Genomic DNA, 23,698 nt, shown 5'->3' on the forward strand with positions numbered 1-23,698 from the left:
GCTGGCGGGCAGCGCCCGCCTTTGGCACTATCGCAGGCCTGATTTTCCCTGGAGAACTGCCCATGCGTTGGCTGCTACCCTTCTTTGCCGTATTCCTCATGGTCGGCCTGACCGTCCCCGATGCCGAAGCCCGTCGTATGGGTGGCGGCAAGAGCTTCGGCGCCGCCCCCATGCACAAGAGCCAGCCGGCGCAGCGCCAGCAGGCTCCGCAGCAGGCTACACCACGCAACCAGCAGACGAACCCCGCGGCCACCTCCGGCGCCAGCCGCTGGCTGGGCCCGCTGGCCGGTATCGCCGCCGGCGGTCTGCTGGCATCCATGCTGTTCGGTGACGGCTTCCAGGGCCTGCAGCTGTTCGACATCCTGATCTTCGGCCTGCTGGCCTTCGTGCTGTTCAAGCTGTTCTCCCGCCGCAATGCCCCGGCCATGCAGCGCCAGCCGCACCCGGCGGGTGGTCCGGTGCCAGCCCCGCAGCAGCAGCCGGTCTGGCCGAGCCAGAGCGCCTCCGCCCAGCCGGCAGCAGCCCCGGTCACCATGGACGCACCCGCCTGGTTCGATGCCGACAGCTTCCTGAAAGGCGCGGAGGAGCACTTCTACACCCTGCAGCGCCACTGGCGTGACAACGATGTGGCGGGCATGGCCGAATACCTGGACCCGGCCCTGCTGCAGCAGATGCTGGCCGAACGCAGTGCCAATCCGCCGAGCAGCAATGGCTTCGTCGAGCAGCTGGAAGCACGTCTGGAAGGCATCGAGCAGCGCGAAGGCCGGACCATCGCCACCGTCGGCTTCACCGGCGTGGACCGAGAGTTCCCCACCGACGAGGGCGAACACTTCGACGAGAGCTGGCGGCTGGAACGTGCCGATGGGGACAACCAGCCCTGGATCATCTGCGGTATCCGTCAGAACTGATATCCGCATTGATCGCACCATGAAAAACCCCGGCTCAGGCCGGGGTTTCTTTTATCGCAGGAAAGTGTCTGATCAGCGACGCACGGGGCGCTTCTGCAGTTTGCGCTGAAGGGTCCGGCGGTGCATGCCCAGTGCCCGGGCCGTAGCGGAGATGTTGCCGTCGTGCTCGGCCAGCACCCGCTGGATATGCTCCCACTGCAGGCGGTCCACCGACATGGGGTGCTCGGGCACCAGACTTTCCGGATCGGCCTGGTCCGACAGCAGTGCCGTCAGCACGTCGTCCGCATCGGCGGGTTTGCACAGATAGTTGCAGGCACCGCGCTTGATGGCCTCCACCGCCGTGGTGATGCTCGAGTAGCCGGTGAGTATCACCACCCGCAGATCGGGGTACAGCTCCAGCAGCCGGGGCAGCAGCACCAGGCCGGAGTCGCCCTCCATCTTCAGGTCAAGCACCGCATAGTCCGGCTTGCGCTGACGCGCCAGCTGCATGGCTTCCTCGGCATCACCCGCCGTTTCCACCTCCAGACCGCGCCGGGTCAGGGCCCGGGCCATGACCCGGGTAAAGGTCGGGTCATCGTCGACCAGCAGCAGCAGGGGCTGTTCCTGCGGTTGGGTTTTCTCAGTCATGCACGCTCCTCGCTAACACTCGATCCGCGCCGCATCCCGCAGCGCGGCTCAGTCATGTTCCACCGGCAAGATTACCTCTGTGAGGGTACCCCCGCCATCCTGATTGAACAGTTTCACACTGCCGCCCACCCGCTCAACCGCCGCCTGACTGAGGAACAGTCCCAGGCCAAAGCCCTTCTTGCCCTTGGTTGTCACGAAGGCGGTACCCAGCTGTTCGGCGATGTGCAGCGGTACACCCGGGCCATGGTCCCGGATGCACAGCCGCAGGCGCTGCTCGTTCCATTCCAGGCCGATCTGGATGTTGTCCGGACAGGCGTCGGCGGCATTGTTCAGCAGGTTGAGTATCGACTGCCCCAGCTCGGGACTGTCCTTGATCAGCGGCACCTTGCCCTCCGGCAGCGGCCGCAGTCGGCAACTGACCTCCGGGCGCATCAGCTGCCAGCGCTCTAGCAGTCCATGCAGCCAGCTGTCGGCGGCCTGCATGCTGTGCGGCTGGCTGCGATTGAACTCGGCACTGCGCACCATCTGCTGCAGGCTGGCCTTGCACTGGCGCACCTGCTCCTGCAGCAGCTCCAGGTCTTCCTGAATCTGCGGATCCTTGTTGTCCGCATGCAGATCCTTGAGCAACACGCTCATGGTCGACAGCGGTGTGGACAGTTCATGGGCCGCCCCCGCTGCGACACTGGCGATGCCCAGCAGCTGCGAATCGCGCATGCTCTGTTCGCGACGCTCGGCCAGCCGCTCGGCGTGCTTGCGCAGGGCCTCGGCCATGTGCACCACAAACAGGGTAATCAGCCCGGCACTCATGGCGAAGTTCAGCCACATGCCGATCACCCGGATATTGATCTGGTTTTCGCCGGTGCGCATCTCGAACAGTGGCAGCGGATGGTACCAGAACAGCAGCAGGCTGTAGGCGAGCATGGCGATGCTGGCCAGGGCGGCGGTATACAGCCAGGACAGGGTCGCCGCCGCTATGGTCAGGGGCACCAGGAAATAGGAGGCAAAGGGGTTGGTCGGCCCCCCGGCGTAGTACAGCAGGACGCTGTGAATGAGGATGTCGAACAGCAGCTGCATGCTGTATTCCAGATTGGTCACCGGCCAGCTGCGGGTCAGGCGCAGCAATGACAGCAGGCTGACCGCGCCGGACAGTCCCAGCGTCAGCAACAGTGGCAGCCACTCCAGGGCGAACAGCCCGCTGTACCAGGCGCCCAGGATGGAGATGGCCTGGGCCATCAGCACCAGCAGACGGATGATGATGACCCGCCACAGATTCTGCCGCGCCGGCGACAGGGCCAGCGTATTCAGGTTCATTGACAGTCGCTCAGCCACAACCTTGCTCCAGATAAGTCAGCCCTCGGCCGTTTCCGTGATACGGCATACGTGATATAGCTTGGTGTCCCGACCCGCTGGAACCCTGTTGGCAGCCATGGGTCATAGATCAGTCATGGGGCCCGGGCCCCAGCATGTCACAAGGAGACCTTCATGCGCCCGCTTTTCCTGCTTCCGGTCATGGCGTGCCTCGCCACGGCCACGCCGGCACTGGCCGATTCGCTCAACTACAACCAGATTTCCCTGCGCGCCGAAGTCAGGCAGTCGGTGAACAACGACACCCTGACCGTCACCCTGTTCACCGAGGACCAGGATACCGACCCGGCGAAACTGGCCAATCGTATCACCACCCGCCTGAACAAGGGCCTGGAAGTTGCCCGCAAGAACACCGGCATCAAGGTCTCCAGCGGCAACCGTTCCACCCAGCCGGTGTACGACGAGAAGCGCGAGAACATCATCGCCTGGCGCGAACGCGGCGAGATTCGCCTTGAAGGAACCGATTTCGCCTCCCTGTCCGGCACCATGGGCGAGCTGCTGGGTGATCTGGCCCTGGGCAGCATGCAGTTCAGCCTGTCAGCCGACAGCCGCAGTGCCACCGAGGACGAGCTGATCAAGCGCGCCATAGCGGCTTTCCGTCAGCGGGCGGACATCGCCACCGAGAGTCTGGGCGGCAGCGACTACCGGATTGTCCACCTCAACCTCAACACCCAGTTCATGACGCCCCGCCCCTACATGCAAAGCGGCCGCATGATGGCGATGGCCGCCGACATGGAAATGGCCACGCCCGCGGTCGAGGGTGGCGAAGCCGACGTCCAGGTCAGCGCCGACGGCGTCATCGAGGTGCAGATGCGCTGAGCCCGCTCAGGGCCGCATGAAGGCATAGTCCTGATCCTCGTCGAGATTCTCGGCGAGGAAATTCAGCTCGTGGGCGATGTCCGCCGGGGTACGCCCACGCTTGTATACCGCCAGCACTTCGGTCATCAGCGCCCGGGCCAGCTCCTGTTCCCCGTACCCGGCCTGCTGCCCCTGCTCCAGCGCCTGCTGCATCACCTGTGCTGCCAATCCGTATACCGACATATCGCACCTCCGCATGATCTGGAAAAAGGCTGATTGCACCATGCCCGGCAGGTGCGTGCATTGATCTGGCTCAGTATCAGTGATCCCCGTCGTCGAACGGCTCCTGCAGATAGCGGTCGCTGTCGAAGGTTTCCACCCAGTGCGGCTGGAACACCACCAGCGCCGCTATGCCCATGCCGTTGATGAACCCCTCCGGGAACGCCACCAGGATCATGTACCCGGCCAGCTCAACCAGCGAGTCCGGTGCCCGCAGCTGACCGGACCAAGCCAGCAGCCCCAGGCCCGCCAGCATGGTGGTCACCGCTGCGAGCGCGGCGGCAAAGAAGCCGGCGATGAAGATGTAGAGAAACAGGTTGGTGGGCCTGAAGCGCTCCAGCAGCCGACTCATGGCCACGGTGACCAGCACCGGCAGGAGTATGCGCAGCAGGCCATTGGCGCCCAGGGCGCCAGCATCATCCAGCCCCAGCGCGACCAGGGCCAGCTGGGCCAGACTGGCGGCCAGCACGGCCAGCGGCCAGTCGAGCATCAGGGTGATGGCGGTCAGCCCGAGGAAGTGGAAGGTCAGGCCGTTATCGAACTCCTTGCGCAGCAGCCACAGCACGAACAACACGAACACACTGCCGAACAGCAGGTGCTGGCGTCGACTGTCGGCCACCAGCTCGACCCAGGAAACGCGCGCCAGAGCCCAGAGCAGCACGCCTGCATACAGCAGCAGGCTGAGGATGATCTGGGTGGTGGTGAGCAGACTGACTGACAGCATGGGAGTCCCCCGGTGGCGGTGAAGCGACAAGCGTGCCGCGCGATGATATCAGGCGAGCCGCGACGCTGCAGGCAGCCAGGTGTGCAAAGCGCCCACACCGGGTATAGACTGAAGCTCGCAACCCGGGTTCTGAAAATCAATGACAACAAGCAGCACAGGGTGATACATGTCCAGCCGCCTCTACCCCGACGACCAGAAGCGCGTCGAGGAATACCTCAACCTGCCCCAGCACCGCGTCGAACGCAAACCCTTCCGGGTCTGGTGGCTACTGCTGATACTGACCCTCTCCGTCGCCGGTCTGGGACTGCTGTCCCGCTTTCTGGCCTGGACGGTCATCGGCTGATTTCAGGCCGCCGGCCGGCACAACCTGACTTTTTCTTCGACAGCCCTTTTTCAGGGTTGACAGCACCGCTGTGGCGGGTAAAATGGCGCGCCTCGACAGGGGATATATGGCCACAGCCCAATCCTCTGAAGGGTGTTTTCAGGATATAATTCCGCGATAGCTCAGTCGGTAGAGCAAATGACTGTTAATCATTGGGTCCCTGGTTCGAGTCCAGGTCGCGGAGCCATCCTGTCAATATTCGGGGTATAGCGCAGTCTGGTAGCGCGCCTGCTTTGGGAGCAGGATGTCGGGAGTTCGAATCCCCCTACCCCGACCAATTTTGAGCGGGTCGTTAGCTCAGCTGGTAGAGCAGTTGGCTTTTAACCAATTGGTCGCAGGTTCGAATCCTGCACGACCCACCACTCAAAACTTCCTGTTCGCCCTCTCCTCCTCAAATCCGCTTATCGTGTCCGTCCGGGATGATTGTCCAGGCGGGGCTTGATGCTGTGTGTTCGACCCTCCAGAGACCTCTTTGCGCCGGCGATTTATCGCAGCCTGTGGGCGCGCGTTGCGCGCCGTTCGCAGCCGGGGCGCTGCTCCTACAACGGATGAGCAACTCCAAGATCGCCTGTAGGAGCAGCGCCCCCGCTGCGAAAGGCCCCCACTACAAAAAGCCGAGCCCCCTCCGCTCTGCTGTAGGAGCAGCGCCCCGCTGCGAAAGCCCCCCACCACCAAAGCCGAGCACCTCTCCGCTCTGCTGTAGGAGCAGCGCCCCGCTGCGAAAGGCCCCATACCATCAGCACCCCAGAAACAACAAACCCGCCATGCAGGCGGGTTTGTCACATCAAGGGGTCAGCCTTACAGCTGCGGACCGGCCTTGACGATGGCTTCGGCCACATCGAACTTCTTGAAGTTCTGGATGAACAGGCCGGCCAGATCCCGGGCGGCGGCATCGTAGGCAGCCGGGTCAGCCCAGGTGTTGCGGGGGTTCAGCAGCTTGCTGTCGACACCCTCAACGGCCTTGGGCACGTCCAGGTTGATGACCGGGACGTGCTCGGTCTCGGCGCCGACCAGAGCGCCGGACTGGATGGCGGTGATGATGGCCCGGGTAGTGGGGATGCTGAAGCGGGTGCCCACACCGTAACCACCGCCGGTCCAACCGGTGTTGACCAGGTAGACCTTGCTGCCGAAGGCATTGATGCGCTTGATCAGCAGTTCGGCGTAAACACCAGCCGGACGCGGGAAGAACGGTGCGCCGAAGCAGGTGGAGAAGGTCGACTTGATGCCGCCGCCCGAACCCATCTCGGTGGAACCGACCAGCGCGGTGTAACCGGACAGGAAGTGGTAGGCCGCCTGCTCGTTGTTCAGGATGGACACCGGGGGCAGTACGCCGGTCAGGTCGCAGGTCAGGAAGATGATGGCGTTCGGCTCACCGGCCAGGTTCGCCTCGACACGCTTCTCGACATGCTCCAGCGGATAGGCGGCACGGGTGTTCTGGGTCAGGCTCACATCGGCGTAATCGGCCTTGCGGGTCTGCGGATCGATGATGACGTTTTCCAGCACGGAGCCGAACTTGATGGCATTCCAGATCACCGGCTCGTTCTTCTGCGACAGGTCGATGCACTTGGCGTAGCAGCCACCCTCGATGTTGAACACCACGCCCTCACCCCAGCCATGCTCGTCGTCCCCGATCAGGTTGCGTGCCGGATCGGCGGACAGGGTGGTCTTGCCGGTGCCGGACAGACCGAAGAACAGGGTGGTATCGCCGTCGTCGCCCACGTTGGCGGCGCAGTGCATCGGCAGCACGTCCTTGGCCGGCAGCAGGAAGTTCTGCACCGAGAACATCGCCTTCTTCATCTCGCCGGCGTACTGCATGCCAGCCAGCAGTACCTTGCGCTGGGCGAAGTTGATGATCACGCAACCATCGCTGTTGGTGCCGTCACGCTCGGGCTCGCAGACGAAGTGCGGCGCATTGAGGATCTGCCACTCGTCCTTGCCGGCCGGATTGTACTGCTCGGGATTGATGAACAGGGTACGGCCGAACAGGTTGTGCCAGGCGGTTTCGGTTTCCATGACCACCGGCAGGTAGTGCTCGGGGCTGGCACCCACGTGTACACGCGAAGCGTAGCTGGGACCTTCGGCCAGGTAGTCCTCCACCCGGGTCCACAGGGCATCGAACTTGTCAGCCGGGAACGGGCGGTTGATGGGACCCCAGGCGATATCGGCACTGGTGGACGGCTCATCGACGATGAAACGGTCCATGGGCGAACGGCCGGTACGCTCACCAGTCTTCACGACCAGAGCTCCGGTATCGGCCAGCTGACCCTCATTGCGCTGGATCGCCGCCTCGATCAACTCGGCGATGCTCAGGTCGTTAAATACGGTATTGGTTGCTTGCGTCATCAAACTTAATCCTCTTCGGCTTGACCGAAATCTCCATAAGACCGACGGTTTCGGCCTCGCCCGTGGGGGTTACAGTTCCTCAAAAAATCAAGCGGCATGGCCGCGCAGGCGCGACATTATGCCAAAGAATTACGCGGCGCGCTAAGCCGAGCGCCGGGTGACCTCAATGCAGGCTTCTGGCATGCTCCCGGGCCTTGTCGAACAGCGTCTGCAGGGCAGCCTGATCAAAGCGGTAACAGGCATTGCAGAACTGGCAGTCCACCCTGATTTCGCCGCCCTGTTCGGCCAGCAGCGCGAAGGCATCCTCGCGTCCCAGGCTGATCAGCGCGTTACCCGAACGCTCCGGCGAGCAGCTGCAGCGGAAGCACACCGGCTGCTCGTCGAACAGGCGCACATCCTCCTCATGGTACAGGCGGTGCAGTATGGTGCGATTGTCCAGGGCCTTCAGCTCCTCGACGGTGAGGGTGTCGGCCAGGGTGCTCAGACGATTCCAGGTCTCCTGACGGGCGGTCGGATCGGTTTCCCGGTTGGCCGGCAGCGCCTGCAGCATGAAGCCGCGCGCCATCTGGCCGTCGGCCAGCAGGCGGAAGCGGCTGGGCAATTGTTCGGAGCTGTCGAAGTAGCCCGCCAGAGCATCGGCCAGGCTGGTCCCGGTCAGCGCCACCACGCCCTGATAGCGTTGCCCACGTTCGGGGTCCACGGTAATCGCCAGCACGCCGTCGGGCATGAGCTCGGACAGGGTGTCACCGCTCAGTTCATCGGCATAGCGCGCAATACCGCGCACTTCCTGGCGACTGGAACACTCCACCATCAGGGTGGACAGGGGGCCGGAGGAACGGGCCTGCATGACCAGCAGACCGTCGAACTTGATGGCGGTGGACAGCAGGACTGCGGCGGCAAGCATCTCCCCCAGCAGCGCCTTGACCGGTTCGGGATAGTCGTGACGGGCGAGGATCTCGCGATAACTCTCGTTCAGCGATACCAGTTCGCCGCGCACATCGGCCTGCTCGAAAATAAAACGCTGTGTGACATCCTGGGATGGCATGACGGGAACCTTCGAAAAACGTCGATTATAACCCACGACCCACAGAAGGGTATCCGCAAACTGACGGAGCGCCCCGCCCTCAGTCGCCCTGCTGCTCCTTGAACCGGTGGATCTGGCGGCGCTGCTTCTTGGTCGGGCGCTGCTCGCTGATCACCAGCCCCGGACCTGCGGCCTTGCGCGCGGCGGCAGCCTGTTCGCGCAGACGGATGCTTTGCGCAGTCTCCTCATAGAGCAGCTGCGCCTCGGGCGCGCCCCGGCGAGTCATGGAGATGGCACGTATCACCACGGTACGATCATCGAAGCCCTGGCGGATTCGCAACTGGTCGCCTACTCTGGGCTCCTTGCTGGGTTTGCAGCGCTCGCCGGCGTAATGCACCTTGCCGCCTTCCACGGCGGCCTTGGCCAGGCCACGGGTCTTGAAAAAGCGCGCCGCCCAGAGCCATTTATCGAGGCGCGGCTTGCTGTCTTCACTCATTGATGGGGGACTCCATGCATTTCTTCCGGCAGCCAGTGTATCAAGCTTGTTGAAAGGCCGATCATGGTCCATGATGCGCGCGATCAGAGCCCTGTGGCGGAGACAGCATGAAAACCTTTGACCATCTGAGCGTGATCGGTCTGCGCGAATGGATAGGCCTGCCCGAACTGGGCATCGACCGGGTCCGCGCCAAGGTGGACAGCGGCGCGAAAACCTCCGCCCTGCATGCCAGCGATATCGTCACCTTCTACCGCGACGGCGAAACCTGGGTGCGCTTCAAGGCACACACCGGCACCCGGCGCCACCCCAGGGACGTTGAATGCGAAGCCAGACTGGTCAGTTTCAGGCGGGTCAGGAGTTCCAATGGTCAGCTGCAGGAGCGCCACGTGATTCGCACCGACCTGGTGCTCGGTGACCAGCGCTGGCCGGTGGACTTCACCCTGACCTGCCGGGAATCGATGCGCTACCGCGTGCTGCTCGGCTGCAGCGCCATGCTCGATGGCCAGCTTGTGATCAACCCCGGACAACGCTTCGTCCAGGGCTTTCCCCAGACCGATCGAACCCTCAGAGGTTGAATAGAACACCATGAAAATTGCGGTACTGTCGCGCAACCCCAACCTCTACTCCACCCGGCGCCTGGTCGAGGCCGGACGAGAGCGCGGCCATGAGGTTCATGTCATCGACACCCTGCGTGCCTACATGAACATCGCCAGCCACAAGCCGAGCATCCACTACAAGGGGGCCGAGCTGGAGCCCTTCGACGCGGTGATTCCGCGCATCGGCGCCTCCATCACCTTCTATGGTACGGCCGTGCTGCGCCAGTTCGAGATGATGGGCGTGTTCCCGCTCAACGAATCGGTGGCCATCAGCCGCTCCCGGGACAAGCTGCGTTCGCTGCAGCTGCTGTCACGCAAGGGCGTGGGTCTGCCGGTGACCGGATTCGCCCACTCTCCCGACGACATTCCCGACCTGATCAGCATGGTCGGTGGCGCGCCGCTGGTGATCAAGCTGCTGGAGGGGACCCAGGGTATCGGTGTGGTGATGTGCGAGACCGAGAAGGCCGCCGAGTCGGTACTGGAAGCCTTCATGGGCCTGAAGGCCAACATCATGGTGCAGGAGTACATCCGCGAGGCCGGCGGGGCGGACATCCGTTGCCTGGTCGTCGGCGACAAGGTGATCGCCGCCATGAAACGCCAGGCGCGGCCGGGGGAGTTCCGTTCCAACCTGCACCACGGCGGCAGCGCCAGCCTGATCAAGATCACTCCCGAGGAGCGCATGACCGCGGTACGCGCGGCCAAGGTGATGGGACTGAACGTGGCGGGGGTGGATATCCTGCGCTCCAACCACGGTCCGGTGGTAATGGAAGTCAACTCCTCGCCGGGACTGCAGGGCATAGAGTCGACCACCGGCAAGGACGTGGCCGGCCTCATCATCAGCTATATCGAGAAGAACGCTCGACCCAACCAGACCCGCACCAAGGGCAAGGGCTGAGAGCGGTCAGGCCTCCCGGACCTCGAGCGGGTGGCCTGCCTCGATATCCCGCACCAGACTGAGATAGTCCTCCACCGCCGCGAATTCCTCGGTATCGCGCCGCTCACCGCGGCTGTCGGGCTGACGCACCGCCAGCAGCTGGCCGATGCCGAACTGCCGGGCCGCGCGCAGTATGCCCAGACTGTCATCGATGAACAGGGTCCGCTCGGGCTCGAAGTCCACTTCAGAGCGCAGGGCCTGCCAGAAGCGCTGCTCCTCCTTGGGATAACCGAAGTCGTGGGAGCTGATCAGGCGCTGGAACCAGGTGCGCAGCTGTACCCGCTCCATCTTCAGGGACAGGGAATCGCGGTGGGCGTTGGTGATCAGCACCACCTGGCGGCCACTGCGCTGCAGCGCCTGGAGGAAGAGGTCCGCATCGGGTCGCAACTGGATCAGATGGGCCACCTCCCGCTTCAGCTCGACGATCGGCAGATCCAGCTCGCGGGTCCAGAAGTCCAGGCAGTACCAGTCGAGCTGCCCCTGGATGCGCTGCATCAGCGGAAAGATCCGTTCCCGGGCCCACTGCTCGGACTGGCCGTGCTTGCGGGCGTAGCACCGCGGCAGGTACTCGACCCAGAAGTGATTGTCGAAATGCAGATCCAGCAGAGTGCCGTCCATATCCAGCAGGACGGTATCTATGGTGTTCCAGTCAGGCATGGCAGTTGGGTTTTGAACAGGTGGACGGCTATGATAACAGACCAGCCAGTGACCACGGAGACAGCATGCCGCAGAAGCCAGACATCCTTGACGCCCGCATTGTCGCGAAGAGCCGCCTGTTCACCGTGGAACAGATGCAACTGAGGTTCAGCAACGGCACCGAGCGCACCTATGAACGCCTGGTCAGCTCCGGCTCCGGTTACGGCGCGGTGATGGTGGTGGCGCTGAAGGATGCCCGCACCGCCCTGCTGATCGAGGAGTACTGTGGCGGCACTCAGGAATACGAACTGTCCCTGCCCAAGGGGCTGGTCGAACCCGGCGAGGACGTGCTGGATGCGGCCAACCGCGAACTGATGGAGGAAGCCGGGTTCGGTGCCAGGCAGCTGGAGCTGCTGGGCAAGCTGTCCCTGTCACCGGGCTACATGAGCCAGAGCATTTCCGTGGTGCTGGCCCGGGACCTGTACGAGAAGCGCCTGCCGGGCGACGAGCCCGAGCCCATCCGGGTCGACAGTGTCGATCTGTATGACCTCAGCGGTCTCATGAGCCGTCCCGGCTTCTCCGAAGGCCGCGCGCTGGCTGCGCTCTACCTGGTGCGGGATCTGCTGGAACAACGTGGAGAGCTGAGTCGATGACCCTGCCCTTTGCCGTTGAAGCCCTGTGCCAGCTGGCCCGGGACGCCGGCGAGATCGCCCTGCCCTGGTGGCGCCAGGACCCCGAGGTGATCACCAAGGCCGATGATTCACCGGTCACCGCCGCCGATCTGGCCGCCAACAGACACATCATGCAGGGTCTCCAGGCCCTGACCCCGGATATTCCCATCCTCTCCGAGGAAGCGGCCGATGTACCCTACGAGGCGCGCCGGCACTGGACGCGCTTCTGGCTGGTGGATCCGCTGGATGGCACCCGGGAGTTCATCGCCGGCACCGACGAATTCACTGTCAACATCGCCCTGATCGAAGCGGACCAGGTGCGTTTCGGTGTGGTGGGCGTCCCCGCACGCGGCGTGCTCTACTGGGGCGGCGCCGGGCTGGGCAGCTGGCGCCGGCAGGGCGATGGGCCCGCCGAGCCGATCCGCTGTCGCGCCCCCGCCGAGCCCCTGCGGGTGGTCGCCAGCCGCCGCCACAGCAGTCCCGACCAGGAAGCCCTGCTCGAACGCCTGCAGGCCGCCCGTAGCCTGGAGTTGACCAATGTCGGCAGCTCGCTCAAGTTCTGTGTACTGGCCGAAGGCAGCGCCGATCTCTACCCGCGTTTTGCCCCCACCAGCCAGTGGGATACCGCCGCCGCCCAGGCCGTAGTGGAAGGGGCCGGTGGTCAGGTGCTGGGACTGGATGGCCGGCGTTTTCACTACCCCCAGCGCGCCGACTGGCTGAACCCCTGGTTCATCGCCACCGGCTTGCCTGACGGAGCACTGACCCGATTGCTGCTCGACTAGCTAGACTGGGAGCTGATCCCACCCCATTCATTCAGGATTCAGGAGTCGGCCATGTTCTTCCGCACCGTGCCCGAGCACAAGATGCGCCTGCCCACCGCCGAGGAAGCCCTGCCCGGCAGGGCCGAACCCGTAGTCACCAGCGAGATCCACGCCGTACTGGGCACAAGGATACAGCCCCCCTTCCCCGCCGGCCTGCAGCAGCTGGTGGTAGGCATGGGTTGTTTCTGGGGCGCCGAGCGGCTGTTCTGGCAGCTGGATGGCGTGTACAGCACCGCTGTGGGCTACAGCGCGGGACTTACGCCCAACCCGACCTATGAGGAAGTCTGTTCGGGCCTGACCGGACACAATGAGGTGGTGCTGGTGGTATTTGACCCCGAGAGGCTGCCACTGGAGGAGCTGCTGCGGGTCTTCTGGGAGAACCATGATCCCACCTCCGGCATGCGCCAGGGCAATGACCTGGGCACTCAGTACCGCTCGGGCATCTACACCTTCGACCTCTATCAGCGCGCCGTGGCCGAAGCCAGCCGTGCCCAGTACGCCGATGCCCTGCAGGCCGCCGGCCTGGGCCCGATCACCACGGAGATTGCTCCGGCCGGGGAATTCTATTACGCCGAGGACTACCATCAGCAGTACCTGCACAAGAATCCGGGCGGATACTGCGGCATAGGCGGCACCGGAGTTTGCATGAGGTAATAGTTTTTTACTTGCGAATTCAGCGGATTGCTAATAAAACATCCGCTCTGCCATGAGCATCACCGGGATTCCAGCGAGCCGGTGATGTTCGTCTGACGCTCTTCGGACATCAGAGCGCGATAACAAATCCCTCTCAAATTCAGTCATCCCGGGAGCCCATGCTGTTACTGATACTGACCTTGATCCCCTTCATCGGGTGCGCACTGGCAGCGATGTTGCCGGTCAATGCGCGCAATCAGGAAGCATGGCTTGCAGCGGCCATCGGCCTGATCGGCCTGGTCATCCTCGGATACCTGTTTCCGCAGATCAATAACGGTGACGTGGTCCGCCAGCAGATCGACTGGATGCCCGAGTACGGCCTGAATCTGGTACTGCGCATGGATGGCCTGGCCTGGCTGTTCAGTCTGCTGATCATCGGCATCTTCCTGCTGGTGGTGGTCTACGCCCGCTACTACATGTCACCGGAAGATCCGGTGCCGCGCTTCTTCTCCTTTCTGCTGGCGTTCATGGGCGCCATGCTCGGTGTGGTGCTGTCGGGCAACCTGATCCAGCTGGTGATGTTCTGGGAACTGACCAGCCTGTCCTCCTTCATGCTGATCGGCTATTGGCACCACCGCGCCGACGCCCGCCGGGGTGCCCGCATGGCCTTCACCGTCACGGCCAGCGGCGGGCTCTGTCTGCTGGCCGGGGTACTGATGCTCGGGCACATCATCGGCAGCTATGATCTGGATGTGGTGCTCAACTCCGGCGAAACCCTGCGCGACCATGACTGGTACCTGCCGACCCTGATCCTCATTGCCCTGGGCGCGCTGACCAAGAGCGCCCAGTTTCCCTTCCATTTCTGGCTGCCCCATGCCATGGCCGCGCCGACCCCGGTGTCGGCCTATCTGCACTCGGCCACCATGGTCAAGGCGGGGATTTTCCTGCTGATGCGCCTGTGGCCGGTACTGTCCGGCACGCCGGAGTGGACCTGGATCATCGGCGGTGCCGGGGTCTGCACCCTGCTGCTGGGCTCCTTCATCGCCATCTTCCAGCATGACCTGAAAGGCCTGCTGGCCTACTCGACCATCAGCCACCTGGGCCTGATCACCGCCCTGCTCGGCATAGGCACGCCACTGGCCATGGTCGCCGCCATATTCCATACGCTCAACCACGCGACCTTCAAGGCCTCCCTGTTCATGGCCGTGGGTATCATCGACCACGAGAGCGGCACCCGGGATATGCGCAAGTTGCGCGGGCTCTACCATCTGATGCCGCATACCGCCACCCTGGCGATAGTGGCCTCCGCCGCCATGGCCGGCGTGCCCTTCCTGAACGGCTTCATTTCCAAGGAAATGTTCTTCGCCGAGACGCTGATGGTCGGCAGCAGCGACAACTGGTGGATGCCCCTGGCGGCGGTGACCATGGGTGTGTTCAGCGTCGCCTACTCGCTGCGCTTCATTAACGTGTTCTTCGGCAAGCCGGCCACCGATCTGCCCAGTACCCCCCATGAACCGCCGCGCTGGATGCGCTTTCCGGTGGAGGTGCTGGTGGTATTCTGCCTCATCGTCGGCATCATCCCCGGGCTGAGCGTGGGCCCGCTGCTGCACAACAGCGTGCAGTCGGTACTCGGCGACATGACCCCCTATTACAGCCTGGCGCTCTGGCATGGCTTCAACATCCCGCTGATCATGAGCTTCGTGGCACTGGGCGGCGGCGTGCTGTTCTATACCGTGCTGCGGGTGCGCTTCAACCTTCAGCAGGTCGACCGGGTACCGGTGCTGTACCGCTTCAACGGCAAGCAGGCCTACGAGAACATCATGCTGGAGATGCGCAGCGCTGCCTCGCGTCTCGAGCGCCTGCTGGGGACTCGACGCCTGCAACCGCAGCTGGTGCTGATCGTTTCCGTCTGTCTGCTCGCCGGCGTGGCAGCGGCAGCCAGCGCCCCCGGGGTATGGACGGCGATGCAACCCAGCACCCCGCACCTGCCCTTCGCGGCCCTGTGGCTGATCGGCTGCGTCTGCGCCGTGGCGGCCGCCTGGCAGGCCAAATATCACCGACTGGCGGCGCTGGCGCTGGTCGGCGGTGCCGGGCTGGTGGTCTGTCTGACCTTCCTCTGGCTGTCTGCACCGGACCTGGCGCTGACCCAGCTGATGGTGGAAACCGTGACCACGGTGCTGATCCTGCTGGGCCTGCGCTGGCTGCCGCCGCGGCTGCTGGATATCGAGCGCGACAAGCGGGAGAACCGCATTGCCCGCTCGCGCCGCACCCGGGACTTCATCCTCGCCGTGGCGTCGGGTCTGGCCATGGCAGCCATCAGCTATCTGGTGCTGATGCTGCCGGCCGGCGCCGGTATCGGCGGCTTCTTCCTCGAGCGCTCGCTGTCCGAGGGTGGCGGCAGCAACGTGGTCAACGTGCTGCTGGTGGATTTCCGCGGCTTCGACACCATGGGCGAGATCGCCGTGCTGGGCATTGTCGCCCTGACCGTCTACGGCCTGCTGCGGCGCTTCCGTCCGGCGCCGGAAAGCATGACCCTGCCGCCGCAGCAGACCAACCCCGTAGACCCCGCCGGTTCGCAGCAGCCCGCGGAGCAGGCCGAAACGGGTTACCTGATGGTGCCCGGCGTCTACCTGCGTCTGCTGCTACCGATGATTCTGGTGTGCGCCCTGTACTTCTTCATGCGCGGTCACAATCTGCCGGGGGGCGGCTTCGTCGCCGGTCTGCTGTTCTCGGTCGGCATCATCATCCAGTACATGCTGGCAGGTACCGTCTGGGTCGAATCCCGGCTGCACCTGCAACCGCACCGCTGGCTGGCGCTGGGCCTGGCCCTCGCCGTGCTAACCGGACTGGGCGCGCTGGTGGTGGGCTACCCCTTCCTGACCAGCCACACCGCCCATTTCGAGCTGCCACTGCTCGGCGAGCTGCACCTGCCCAGCGCCTTCTTTTTCGATCTGGGCGTGTTCAGCGTGGTGGTGGGCGCCACCATGCTGATACTCACCGCCCTGGCGCACCAGTCGCTGCGCAGCCACCGCCTGCCGGTGGCCGCCATCGATGCGGCTGATGCCACCGGACAGGAGAAAAACTGATGGAAGCCGTCATCGCCATTGCCATTGGCGTACTCTTTGCCTCGGGCGTCTGGCTGATCCTGCGGCCGCGTACCTTCCAGGTGATCATCGGCCTGCTGCTGATGTCCTATGCGGTCAACCTGTTCATTTTCATCATGGGGCGGCTGTGGGTGAACAAACCGCCGCTGACCCTGGAGCAGGCTGTTGATCCGGCGCTGTTCGCCGACCCGGTTCCCCAGGCCCTGGTGCTGACTGCCATCGTCATCGGCTTCGCCACCACCGCCCTGTATCTGGTACTGCTGCTCACCTCCCGGGGTCTGACCGGAACCGACCACGTGGATGGCAAGGAACCCCGTCAATGAGCTTCTGGGCTGATCAACTGATACTCCTGCCCATCCTGCTGCCGCTGCTGTTCGCCGCAGCGCTGGTCCTGCTCAGCGGCCGCCGGCAGCAGCTGAAGTTCGCCATCAACCTGATCGGCACCCTGGCCCTGCTGGCCACCGCGATCACGCTGTTCTGGTTCACCGATCGGGAGGTCTGGCCCCAGGGCGTCGGCGTTTACCTGGCGGCCAACTGGGCGGCGCCCTTCGGTATCGCCCTGGTGGTCGATCGCCTGTCAGCGCTGATGCTGACCCTCTGTGCCGTTATCGCACTGGCGGCACTGGTGTTTTCCTACCGCCGCTGGAGCCGCGCCGGGGTGCACTTCCATTCCCTGTTCCAGTTCCTGCTGGCGGGTATCAACGGCTCCTTCATCACCGGCGACCTGTTCAACCTTTTCGTGTTCTTCGAAATCATGCTGGCCGCGTCCTACGGCCTGCTGCTGCTCGGTCTGCAATCGGAGCGGATCCGGGCCAGCATGCAGTATGTGGTGATCAACCTGGTGGCCTCATCCTTCTTCCTGATCGGCGTGGCCCTGATCTATGCTGCCGCCGGCACCCTGAACATGGCCGATCTGGCGGTGCGCGCCAGCACCATGGGCGAAAGCGAGCGGCTGCTGCTGGAAATCGGCGCAGCGGTGCTGGCCATCGTATTCCTGATCAAGAGTGCAGTCTGGCCGCTGGGCTTCTGGCTGCCGACCACCTATGCGGCCGCCGCGCCCCCGGTGGGCGCGATGCTGGTGCTGATGACCAAGGTGGGCATCTATGTACTGCTGCGCCTGTGGCAGCTGGTGTTCGCCGAGCAGACCGAGCTGCTCAATGCCCTGTCCGGTGCGGTGCTGGTGACTGGCGGCCTGCTGACCCTGGCCTTCGGCACCATCGGCATGCTCGGCAGCCAGGAACTGGGACGCATGGCAGGCTTCAGCGCCATCATCTCCTCGGGCACCCTGCTGGCCGCCCTGGGCTATGGTGAGCCCCGGGTGATCAGCGCCGCCCTGTTCTACCTGATCAGCTCGACCCTGGCAGTGGCCGCCTTCATGCTGCTGATGGAGCTGATCGAACGCATCCGCAAACCCAGTGCCGCGGTACTGGCCCTGACCATGGAGGCCTTCGCCATCGATGACGCTCCCGAGGAGTCCGCCGGGGTGGTGATTCCCGCCGCCATGGCCTTCCTCGGTCTGTCCTTCGTCGCCAGTGCCCTGATCATGGCCGGTCTGCCGCCACTGTCCGGCTTCATCGCCAAGTTCGCGCTGTTCCACGCCCTGCTCAATCCGACCGGCATGTTCACCGATAACACCTATGTCGCCGATCCGCTGGCCTGGACCATACTCGCGCTGATCATCCTGTCCGGGCTGGCAGCGATCATCTCGCTGATGCGCTACGGCGTGCGGACCTTCTGGGCCGCAGCGGATGCCACGGCGCCGCGCCTGCAGCTGAGCGAGGCCCTGCCGATTACCGTGCTGCTGGCCCTGTGCATCACCATCAGCCTGGCGGCCGGCCCCACCAGCCGCTATCTGGACCGTACCGCCGACGCCCTGCACGATCCGGGGCGGTATATCGAGCGGGTGATGTCGACGCCGGCGGTGCCTGGCGTGGTCAGCATCACCGGAGGTGATTCATGAGGCGCTGGCTGCCGACCCCGCTGATTTCCCTGTCCCTGCTGGGGCTGTGGCTGATGCTCAATCAGACCCTGCACCCGGCCCACCTGCTGCTGGGCGCGGTGATCGCCATTGCCATCCCCCTGCTGGTAGCCCCGCTGCGTCCGACCCCGGTACGGGTGTCGCGACCGCTGACCGTGATAAGGCTCACCATCTCCTCACTGATCGAGATACTGCGCTCGTGCTTCAACGTCTGCACGCTGATCCTGTTCCGCTCCAGGGGGCTGAACACCCAGTTCATCCGTATTCCGCTGGATCTGCGTGACCCCCACGGTCTGGCGGTGCTGGCCTGCATCATCAACTCCACGCCCGGCACCGTGTGGGTGGAGATCATCCCGGGCACCAACGATCTGGCCCTGCATGTCTTCGACCTGCATGATGCCAACTGGTGGGTAAACATGATCAAGACCAAGCTGGAGCAGCCCTTGATCGAGATATTCGAACAGGAGAAAGCATGACAGGCCTGATGCTGACCGCCGCGCTCGGCTTCGCCCTGCTGTGTGTGATGCTGGCGCTGATCTTCTGCGGTATCCGCCTGCTGCTCGGTCCGACCGCCCAGGACCGAGTGCTGGCGCTGGATTCACTGTGGATGGCGGCGATGCTGTTCATCCTGCTGCTGGGCATCCGCTTTTCCAGCGTGGTCTATTTCGAGGCCGCACTGGTGATTGCCCTGACCGGCTTCGTGTCGTCGATCGCCCTGGCCAAATTCCTGATACGCGGGGAGATCATCGAATGAGCGGTTTTCTCAGCCTGCCCATGGCCGAGCTCAGTATCTGGCTGGCGCTGCCCATAGCGCTGCTGCTGGTGATCGGTGGTCTGATCACCTTCATCGGGGCCCTGGGTCTGCTGCGCCTGCCCAACTTCTATCAACGCATTCATGGCCCGGCAGTGTTCATTACCGTCGGCACCGGCTGCTTCCTGATTGCCTCGATGCTGTATTTCTCCGGAACGCTGGAACGCCCCGTGGTGCACGAGCTGCTGATCACCGCCTTCGTTCTGCTTACCGCGCCAGTGGTATCCATGATGATCATGCGGGCCGCGGTGTACCGCGACCTGCGGGCACGGCGCAAGGCCAGCGACGACCAGACCGATGCCTACCAGTTTCCGGAAGATGAATAGACGGGAAGAGGCGGGCGACACCGGTCGCCCGTCGGGTCAGAGGGATTCGGGCGGGCTTGTTGCAACGGCCAGGCCCGGCATCAGCAGGCTGCCAATCCGCAGCAGCTGACTGCCCTGACTGATCAGCAGGCGTGGTCCGTTGGCGCCCATGAGTTTGCCGGTGAGCAGCCCCAGCGCGAGGCCGCCGCCGATCCAGTACAGCGGCGACACTCCCTTGAGCGCGGCAAGGCGTTCCCGCCCATCGAGCTTGAGCAGGGCCATTTCGATGCCCAGCTGCTCATCCAGCTGTTGAATCTGTTTCTGCAGTATCTTGCGTCCCATGGATCTGCTCCTTCAGGGCATTGAGCTGACGGCGGGTAGCCGGAAAGCGCAGGCTGGCGGAGAGTTTTCGACAGTAGGCTGCCACGATCCCGAGCATCAGCAACTGCAGCGCAATGAAGCCCGCGAGGCCCCAGGCGACAGACCCCAGCCAGGTGAAAACCAGCCAGGCCAGCAGCACCGACAGCCCGGTCCAGGCCAGAATGGCTACCGGGATCATCGCCAGGGCAAGCAGCAGCATGCGGCCGGAGTCCCCGGCCGCCAACCGCAGCTCCATACCCGCCAGGCGAACCAGATCCCCGCCGACCAGAGCTGCATGTTCCAACCACTGCGCGGAGGATTTCAGCTCGTCCAGCACCGGCTGGGATTGCCGGGGTTGGCCCCCGACATCTCCGCTCTCGGGGACGTCGTCCCCCGGCACCCTGCTCATTTCCGGGAGGTCAGCTGGGCAACCAGGAAACCGGCGGCAAAGGCGATGCCCAGGGTCACCAGCGGCTTGTCGTGCAGGTAACCCTTGGCATGATCGCAGAGCTCGGTAGCCTTGCTCTTGCCCTTGGCCAGCTGCGCCTCGGCATCATGCTTCCAGTCCATCCCCGCCGCTTCGGCTGCATGACGGAAATGCTCCTTGGCTTCCATCAGCTTGCTGTAGGCGGCTGCCACGGCTTCCTTGCCCGATTCGACCTCTTCCCTGCGATCGTTGCTCTGGTTTGCTACGGGTCCGTTCTTGTCAACAGCACTCATGTTCAGGGCTCCTTGATAGCTTCGAATTGGCCGGACGCCAGGGCGCCGACATAGTACTTGACTACCGAAGCGCCCCCGGTGTTCCCGCTATATCCGCCTCAGGGTTCCCCGACCAGCCAGTCCATCCGCCATCCGCCCCCCGGGGCCTGGGCCAGCTGGGAGGCCAGCCAGGGCAGCACTGCCTCCAGCTCCTCCCACAAAGGCCAGGGCGGATTGATCAGCATCAGCCCCGACCCGTTGAGCCCGAGGCCGGTGTCGATAGGTCGAACATGCAGCTCGACGCGCAGCACCTTGGGTACCTCGGCCTCGGCGATGCGGCGATAGAAATCACGCAGCAGGCGCTCGTCCTTGATCGGGTACCAGAGAGCAATCACGGTCTGGCGCATGCGGCCGATGGCCTGCTGCACGCCATCCACGCAGCGTTGCAGGTCATCGCTCTTCTCGAAGGGCGGATCCAGCAGCCACAGGGCGCGCTTTTCCGCGACCGGCAGGAAGGCTTTGGGCAACTCGTAGCCATCGCGGTGGTGCACGGCAACGGCCGGGTGCCCGGCAAAATGCTCGCGCAGGGTCGCGGCATCCTCCAGGTGCAGCTCACTCAGAATCATCCGGTCCTGCTCGCGCAGCAGATCCGCCGCCAGCTGCGGTGAGCCGGGGTAGAACCGCAACGCCCCGTCCGGATTCTGCCGCGCCACCGCAGCGCGGTAGTCGGCGAGCAGTTCGGGCAGGTCGTCCCGCTCCCAGAGCCGTCCGATGCCATCGAGATACTCGCCGGTACGGCTGGCGTCGTCGCCCTGCAGGTCGTAAAGCGCGATGCCCGCATGGCTGTCGAGATAGCACAGCGGGGTCGTCTTGCGCTGCATCAGGGTGAGCACGCGCAACAACACGGCATGCTTGAGTACGTCGGCATGGTTGCCGGCGTGGAAACTGTGACGGTAGTTCATCCAGCTGGCCCCGTGATCAGCGGTTCAATTCGCGCCAGGCGTCCAGCCGACGCACCTTCTGACCCTGTTTGCGCAGGGCAAGCAGCAGCGCCGGGCGCACCTCGTCGTCGACCAGCGGGTACTGCTCGAGCAGCGCCTGCAGCTTGTTCAGCTCGCCATACAGGTGATCCACCTGGGGCAGAGCAAGGAACTGGCGAAAGCCCCCCAGCAAAAAGCCCAGTCGCTGCAGACGCGGCTGCTGGGCCAGCCACAGCTGGACATCGCGGTCATCGTCATTCTGGTGGGGTACGCGCAGCTCCTGGATCTCCCGGGCCACGGCGGCCAGTAACCAGCGCGGCAACGCCAGCGCGCCAACCCTGTCCCCCCGGGGCGGCCGCTCCTGGTTCCAGCCGCCGGTGTGCAGCCAGAGGGCCAGTCCGAGGAACAGCTGCCCCCAGGCCGGATCCTGAAGCGTACGCTCGAACAGCACCGGAGCCTGTTCCCTGGCCCGCCGGCCATCCTCATCATCGGCCCAGCCGGCCAGCACCAGCGGCCGGTACTCCGCCAGCAGGCTGTCCAGACGGGGGGTGAAGCGCTGGGTCGAGCTGCGCGGCACGCCCAGATCGAACACGCTGAAGAAGGCCCGCAGATCCACCAGCCTCGCCACCAGCTCCCGGAACAGGCGCCACTGACCGCTGAAACGGTACTGCTCGGCCAGGCGCTGGGTATGCCCGAGCAACTGCCAGCCGGCTGCCGCCACCACCTCATCGACCGTGGTCTGTTCGCTCCAGGGATGGGCCGGCAACTGCAGCTCGTAGCTGGCGGGGTCGTACAGCCGGTAGCCGCGCTCGGCCTTGCTGATGTCGCAGGGTATCAGGGCAATATCGGCCGACAGGCTGGTCGCCAGCTCCAGCAATGCCACGACGGGGCCGCTGCGCAGTTCCAGCTCGAGCTCACAGATCGGCTCGGCACGGCCATCGGCCAGCACCTGCCCCTGATCCAGCGCGACCTCCACCTGCACCGGTTGGCCTTCGTGCTCCCAGTTCAGCAGCGCCTTGGTGCGCTGGAAATCGGTGGTGAACACCGGCTGCAGCAGCAGTTTGTCCAGGGTCGCCAGGCTGGCCGGCCAGCAGCTGTCATCCAGCTGCGTCAGGTCCAGACCGGGACCATCGATGGGCCAGTCCCATTCGTTGCGTTCAGACAGCCCGGCCACGCTCTGGCCCTTGCTCTTGAGTGTCTGGATGTACTGTTCGCCGTCCCTGCGTACACGCAGGGCCACCCGGGCCAGGGCCAGATCCCGCTCCGCCGTGTCGTAGTACTGGTTGTACAGGGTGCCGGTATGCCACTCTCCGGTTCTGCGCCTGTTCAGCAGCGGATGCTCCCGCAGGCTGGTGATCGCCGCCGGGCTGACCCGCAGCTTGATCTCTGTTTCCTTGTCCATACTCTGTCTCATACCTGGTTGCACCACCCTCAACGGTGATACAGCGTCTATTCTGATTGTGGCCTTTTTATTGCTATCGGGTGACCACCCGTGCGATCCGGGCTTATAATTACGCCCCCTTCATGCCTTGGAGCCTGGAATATGCCCAACAATCCCTTTCTGAACCTGTTCGGTCGCTCCCCCATCGGGCCGATGCAGCGACACATGGCCAAGGCACACGAATGCGCAGCGCAGCTGATTCCCTTTATCGATGCCCTGATGGCGGAGGATTGGGTCGAGGCCGAGCGCATCCAGCAGCAGATATCCCACCTTGAACGCGAAGCCGATCAGATGAAGAAGAATATTCGCGTCAGTCTGCCCAACAGTCTTTTCCTTTCGGTTCCCCGCTCGGATCTGCTGGAGCTGCTCAGTGTACAGGACAAAGTAGCCAACCGCGCCAAGGATATCGCCGGGTTGATGCTGGGCCGCAAGATGAAGATTCATCCGGATGTGCAGCCCGCATTCAGAAGCTTCGTGGTTCGCTCCGTGGACGCTTCTGCCCAGGCTCTGAAGGCCATTGGCGAGTTGAGCGATCTGATGGAAACCAGCTTCGCAGGCCGTGAGGTCAAGCTGGTGGAGAATCTGATCGATGAACTGGAGCGCATCGAGCATGATACCGACGAGATGCAGATCAAACTGCGGGCCGCGCTCTACCAGCGCGAAGCCGTATTGCCCCCGGTGGACGTGATGTTCACCTACCAGGTCATCGAGTGGATCGGTGATGTGGCGGACCGGGCAGAGCGGGTAGGGAACCGCCTGGGAATCATCATGGCCCGCTGACGG

The 23,698-nt window shown here is 64.1% G+C and carries 28 protein-coding genes and 3 tRNA genes; 18 read left to right on the top strand and 13 right to left on the bottom strand.

The genetic code is table 11. The annotated features are described in order from the left end of the window. The first annotated feature begins 62 nt into the window (after positions 1-62). Positions 63-908 carry a Tim44 domain-containing protein gene (locus tag BM046_RS09865; RefSeq protein ID WP_090539013.1) on the top strand — a complete coding sequence of 282 codons (846 nt, stop codon included), beginning with the start codon at positions 63-65 and terminating at the stop codon, positions 906-908. A gap of 72 nt (positions 909-980) precedes the next feature. On the opposite strand, the gene BM046_RS09870 is transcribed toward BM046_RS09865, so the two are convergent. Together BM046_RS09870 and BM046_RS09875 are read right to left on the bottom strand one after the other, a co-directional pair. Next, the gene (locus tag BM046_RS09870) at positions 981-1,535 is read right to left on the bottom strand and encodes a response regulator transcription factor (protein ID WP_090539015.1); all 555 of its coding nucleotides are present in this window, start codon (positions 1,533-1,535) and stop codon (positions 981-983) included. A 48-nt stretch (positions 1,536-1,583) separates the two neighbouring features. Then, a complete protein-coding gene (locus tag BM046_RS09875; protein ID WP_090539017.1) occupies positions 1,584-2,846 on the bottom strand; it encodes an ATP-binding protein in 1,263 nt (420 codons plus the stop codon). 171 nt (positions 2,847-3,017) lie between these two features. Here BM046_RS09875 and BM046_RS09880 point away from each other — a divergent pair, with 171 nt between their 5' ends. Beyond that, positions 3,018-3,719 carry an SIMPL domain-containing protein gene (locus BM046_RS09880; protein ID WP_090539019.1) on the top strand — a complete coding sequence of 234 codons (702 nt, stop codon included), beginning with the start codon at positions 3,018-3,020 and terminating at the stop codon, positions 3,717-3,719. Positions 3,720-3,725: 6 nt separating this feature from the next. Here BM046_RS09880 and BM046_RS09885 read toward each other — a convergent pair whose 3' ends face one another. Then, on the bottom strand, positions 3,726-3,941 hold the full coding sequence (locus BM046_RS09885; RefSeq protein ID WP_090539021.1) for a hypothetical protein: 216 nt from the start codon (positions 3,939-3,941) through the stop codon (positions 3,726-3,728). A 76-nt stretch (positions 3,942-4,017) separates the two neighbouring features. Continuing rightward, positions 4,018-4,701 (bottom strand): energy-coupling factor ABC transporter permease, encoded by a 684-nt coding sequence (locus BM046_RS09890; protein WP_090539023.1) that lies wholly within the window; start codon positions 4,699-4,701, stop codon positions 4,018-4,020. A 166-nt stretch (positions 4,702-4,867) separates the two neighbouring features. On the opposite strand from BM046_RS09890, the gene BM046_RS09895 reads away from it, so the two are divergent. The 4 genes from BM046_RS09895 to BM046_RS09910 all read left to right on the top strand — a co-directional run bounded on the left by BM046_RS09895 (position 4,868) and on the right by BM046_RS09910 (position 5,445). Then, entirely contained in the window at positions 4,868-5,044 is a 177-nt protein-coding gene (locus tag BM046_RS09895) for a DUF3094 family protein (protein ID WP_090539024.1), read from the top strand. A gap of 150 nt (positions 5,045-5,194) precedes the next feature. Continuing rightward, positions 5,195-5,270: transfer RNA gene (locus tag BM046_RS09900), tRNA-Asn, on the top strand. A 13-nt stretch (positions 5,271-5,283) separates the two neighbouring features. Then, a tRNA-Pro gene (locus BM046_RS09905) sits at positions 5,284-5,360 on the top strand. A 9-nt stretch (positions 5,361-5,369) separates the two neighbouring features. After that, a tRNA-Lys gene (locus tag BM046_RS09910) sits at positions 5,370-5,445 on the top strand. Between the two features lie 436 nt (positions 5,446-5,881). Here BM046_RS09910 and BM046_RS09915 read toward each other — a convergent pair. The 3 genes from BM046_RS09915 to BM046_RS09925 form a co-directional block, all read right to left on the bottom strand. Continuing rightward, on the bottom strand, positions 5,882-7,426 hold the full coding sequence (locus BM046_RS09915) for a phosphoenolpyruvate carboxykinase (protein WP_090539026.1): 1,545 nt from the start codon (positions 7,424-7,426) through the stop codon (positions 5,882-5,884). Positions 7,427-7,589: 163 nt separating this feature from the next. Continuing rightward, positions 7,590-8,471: an Hsp33 family molecular chaperone HslO gene (gene hslO, locus BM046_RS09920; protein ID WP_090539028.1), complete on the bottom strand. Its 882-nt coding sequence runs from the start codon at positions 8,469-8,471 to the stop codon at positions 7,590-7,592. 79 nt (positions 8,472-8,550) lie between these two features. Beyond that, positions 8,551-8,946, bottom strand: a complete 396-nt coding sequence (locus BM046_RS09925) for an RNA-binding S4 domain-containing protein (protein ID WP_090539030.1) — start codon at positions 8,944-8,946, stop codon at positions 8,551-8,553. Positions 8,947-9,053: 107 nt separating this feature from the next. Between BM046_RS09925 and rimB the strand changes: the two genes are divergently transcribed. Then, positions 9,054-9,521 (top strand): retropepsin-like aspartic endopeptidase RimB, encoded by a 468-nt coding sequence (gene rimB / locus BM046_RS09930; RefSeq protein ID WP_090539031.1) that lies wholly within the window; start codon positions 9,054-9,056, stop codon positions 9,519-9,521. Positions 9,522-9,531: 10 nt separating this feature from the next. After that, entirely contained in the window at positions 9,532-10,437 is a 906-nt protein-coding gene (rimK, locus tag BM046_RS09935) for a 30S ribosomal protein S6--L-glutamate ligase (RefSeq protein WP_090539033.1), read from the top strand. 6 nt (positions 10,438-10,443) lie between these two features. Here rimK and yrfG read toward each other — a convergent pair whose 3' ends face one another. Next, the gene (yrfG, locus tag BM046_RS09940; protein ID WP_090539035.1) at positions 10,444-11,133 is read right to left on the bottom strand and encodes a GMP/IMP nucleotidase; all 690 of its coding nucleotides are present in this window, start codon (positions 11,131-11,133) and stop codon (positions 10,444-10,446) included. A 65-nt stretch (positions 11,134-11,198) separates the two neighbouring features. Here yrfG and nudE point away from each other — a divergent pair, with 65 nt between their 5' ends. The 9 genes from nudE to mnhG all read left to right on the top strand — a co-directional run bounded on the left by nudE (position 11,199) and on the right by mnhG (position 19,456). Continuing rightward, a complete protein-coding gene (gene nudE / locus BM046_RS09945) occupies positions 11,199-11,765 on the top strand; it encodes an ADP compounds hydrolase NudE (RefSeq protein ID WP_090539283.1) in 567 nt (188 codons plus the stop codon). Beyond that, on the top strand, positions 11,762-12,565 hold the full coding sequence (gene cysQ, locus BM046_RS09950; protein ID WP_090539037.1) for a 3'(2'),5'-bisphosphate nucleotidase CysQ: 804 nt from the start codon (positions 11,762-11,764) through the stop codon (positions 12,563-12,565). Before nudE ends, cysQ begins: the two co-directional genes overlap by 4 nt. A 51-nt stretch (positions 12,566-12,616) precedes the next feature. Further along, positions 12,617-13,258 (top strand): peptide-methionine (S)-S-oxide reductase MsrA, encoded by a 642-nt coding sequence (gene msrA / locus BM046_RS09955; protein ID WP_090539039.1) that lies wholly within the window; start codon positions 12,617-12,619, stop codon positions 13,256-13,258. Between the two features lie 158 nt (positions 13,259-13,416). After that, the gene (locus tag BM046_RS09960; RefSeq protein ID WP_090539041.1) at positions 13,417-16,323 is read left to right on the top strand and encodes a monovalent cation/H+ antiporter subunit A; all 2,907 of its coding nucleotides are present in this window, start codon (positions 13,417-13,419) and stop codon (positions 16,321-16,323) included. Next, complete coding sequence (locus tag BM046_RS09965) at positions 16,323-16,664, top strand: Na+/H+ antiporter subunit C (protein WP_090539044.1); 342 nt, start codon at positions 16,323-16,325, stop codon at positions 16,662-16,664. Before BM046_RS09960 ends, BM046_RS09965 begins: the two co-directional genes overlap by 1 nt. Beyond that, complete coding sequence (locus tag BM046_RS09970) at positions 16,661-18,301, top strand: monovalent cation/H+ antiporter subunit D (protein ID WP_090539046.1); 1,641 nt, start codon at positions 16,661-16,663, stop codon at positions 18,299-18,301. Before BM046_RS09965 ends, BM046_RS09970 begins: the two co-directional genes overlap by 4 nt. Continuing rightward, a complete protein-coding gene (locus tag BM046_RS09975; RefSeq protein WP_090539048.1) occupies positions 18,298-18,795 on the top strand; it encodes a Na+/H+ antiporter subunit E in 498 nt (165 codons plus the stop codon). The genes BM046_RS09970 and BM046_RS09975 overlap by 4 nt, the downstream gene beginning before the upstream one ends. An 8-nt stretch (positions 18,796-18,803) precedes the next feature. Further along, positions 18,804-19,073 (top strand): K+/H+ antiporter subunit F, encoded by a 270-nt coding sequence (locus BM046_RS09980; RefSeq protein ID WP_407920441.1) that lies wholly within the window; start codon positions 18,804-18,806, stop codon positions 19,071-19,073. After that, positions 19,070-19,456, top strand: a complete 387-nt coding sequence (mnhG, locus tag BM046_RS09985; protein ID WP_090539051.1) for a monovalent cation/H(+) antiporter subunit G — start codon at positions 19,070-19,072, stop codon at positions 19,454-19,456. The genes BM046_RS09980 and mnhG overlap by 4 nt, the downstream gene beginning before the upstream one ends. Positions 19,457-19,492: 36 nt before the next feature. On the opposite strand, the gene BM046_RS09990 is transcribed toward mnhG, so the two are convergent. The 5 genes from BM046_RS09990 to BM046_RS10010 all read right to left on the bottom strand — a co-directional run bounded on the left by BM046_RS09990 (position 19,493) and on the right by BM046_RS10010 (position 22,876). After that, positions 19,493-19,777 (bottom strand): hypothetical protein, encoded by a 285-nt coding sequence (locus BM046_RS09990; protein ID WP_090539053.1) that lies wholly within the window; start codon positions 19,775-19,777, stop codon positions 19,493-19,495. After that, positions 19,734-20,204, bottom strand: coding sequence for a hypothetical protein (locus BM046_RS09995; protein ID WP_090539055.1), 471 nt, complete (start codon positions 20,202-20,204; stop codon positions 19,734-19,736). The genes BM046_RS09990 and BM046_RS09995 overlap by 44 nt, the downstream gene beginning before the upstream one ends. Next, entirely contained in the window at positions 20,201-20,515 is a 315-nt protein-coding gene (locus tag BM046_RS10000) for a DUF883 C-terminal domain-containing protein (protein WP_090539057.1), read from the bottom strand. The genes BM046_RS09995 and BM046_RS10000 overlap by 4 nt, the downstream gene beginning before the upstream one ends. A gap of 98 nt (positions 20,516-20,613) precedes the next feature. Then, a complete protein-coding gene (locus BM046_RS10005) occupies positions 20,614-21,456 on the bottom strand; it encodes a 23S rRNA (adenine(2030)-N(6))-methyltransferase RlmJ (RefSeq protein ID WP_090539059.1) in 843 nt (280 codons plus the stop codon). A 16-nt stretch (positions 21,457-21,472) separates the two neighbouring features. Further along, positions 21,473-22,876 (bottom strand): CYTH domain-containing protein, encoded by a 1,404-nt coding sequence (locus BM046_RS10010; protein ID WP_090539060.1) that lies wholly within the window; start codon positions 22,874-22,876, stop codon positions 21,473-21,475. A 141-nt stretch (positions 22,877-23,017) separates the two neighbouring features. Between BM046_RS10010 and BM046_RS10015 the strand changes: the two genes are divergently transcribed. Then, positions 23,018-23,695 carry a TIGR00153 family protein gene (locus BM046_RS10015; RefSeq protein WP_090539062.1) on the top strand — a complete coding sequence of 226 codons (678 nt, stop codon included), beginning with the start codon at positions 23,018-23,020 and terminating at the stop codon, positions 23,693-23,695. Positions 23,696-23,698 lie beyond the last annotated feature (3 nt).

It is taken from the genome of Halopseudomonas formosensis (assembly GCF_900115905.1).
Lineage (GTDB): Bacteria > Pseudomonadota > Gammaproteobacteria > Pseudomonadales > Pseudomonadaceae > Halopseudomonas > Halopseudomonas formosensis.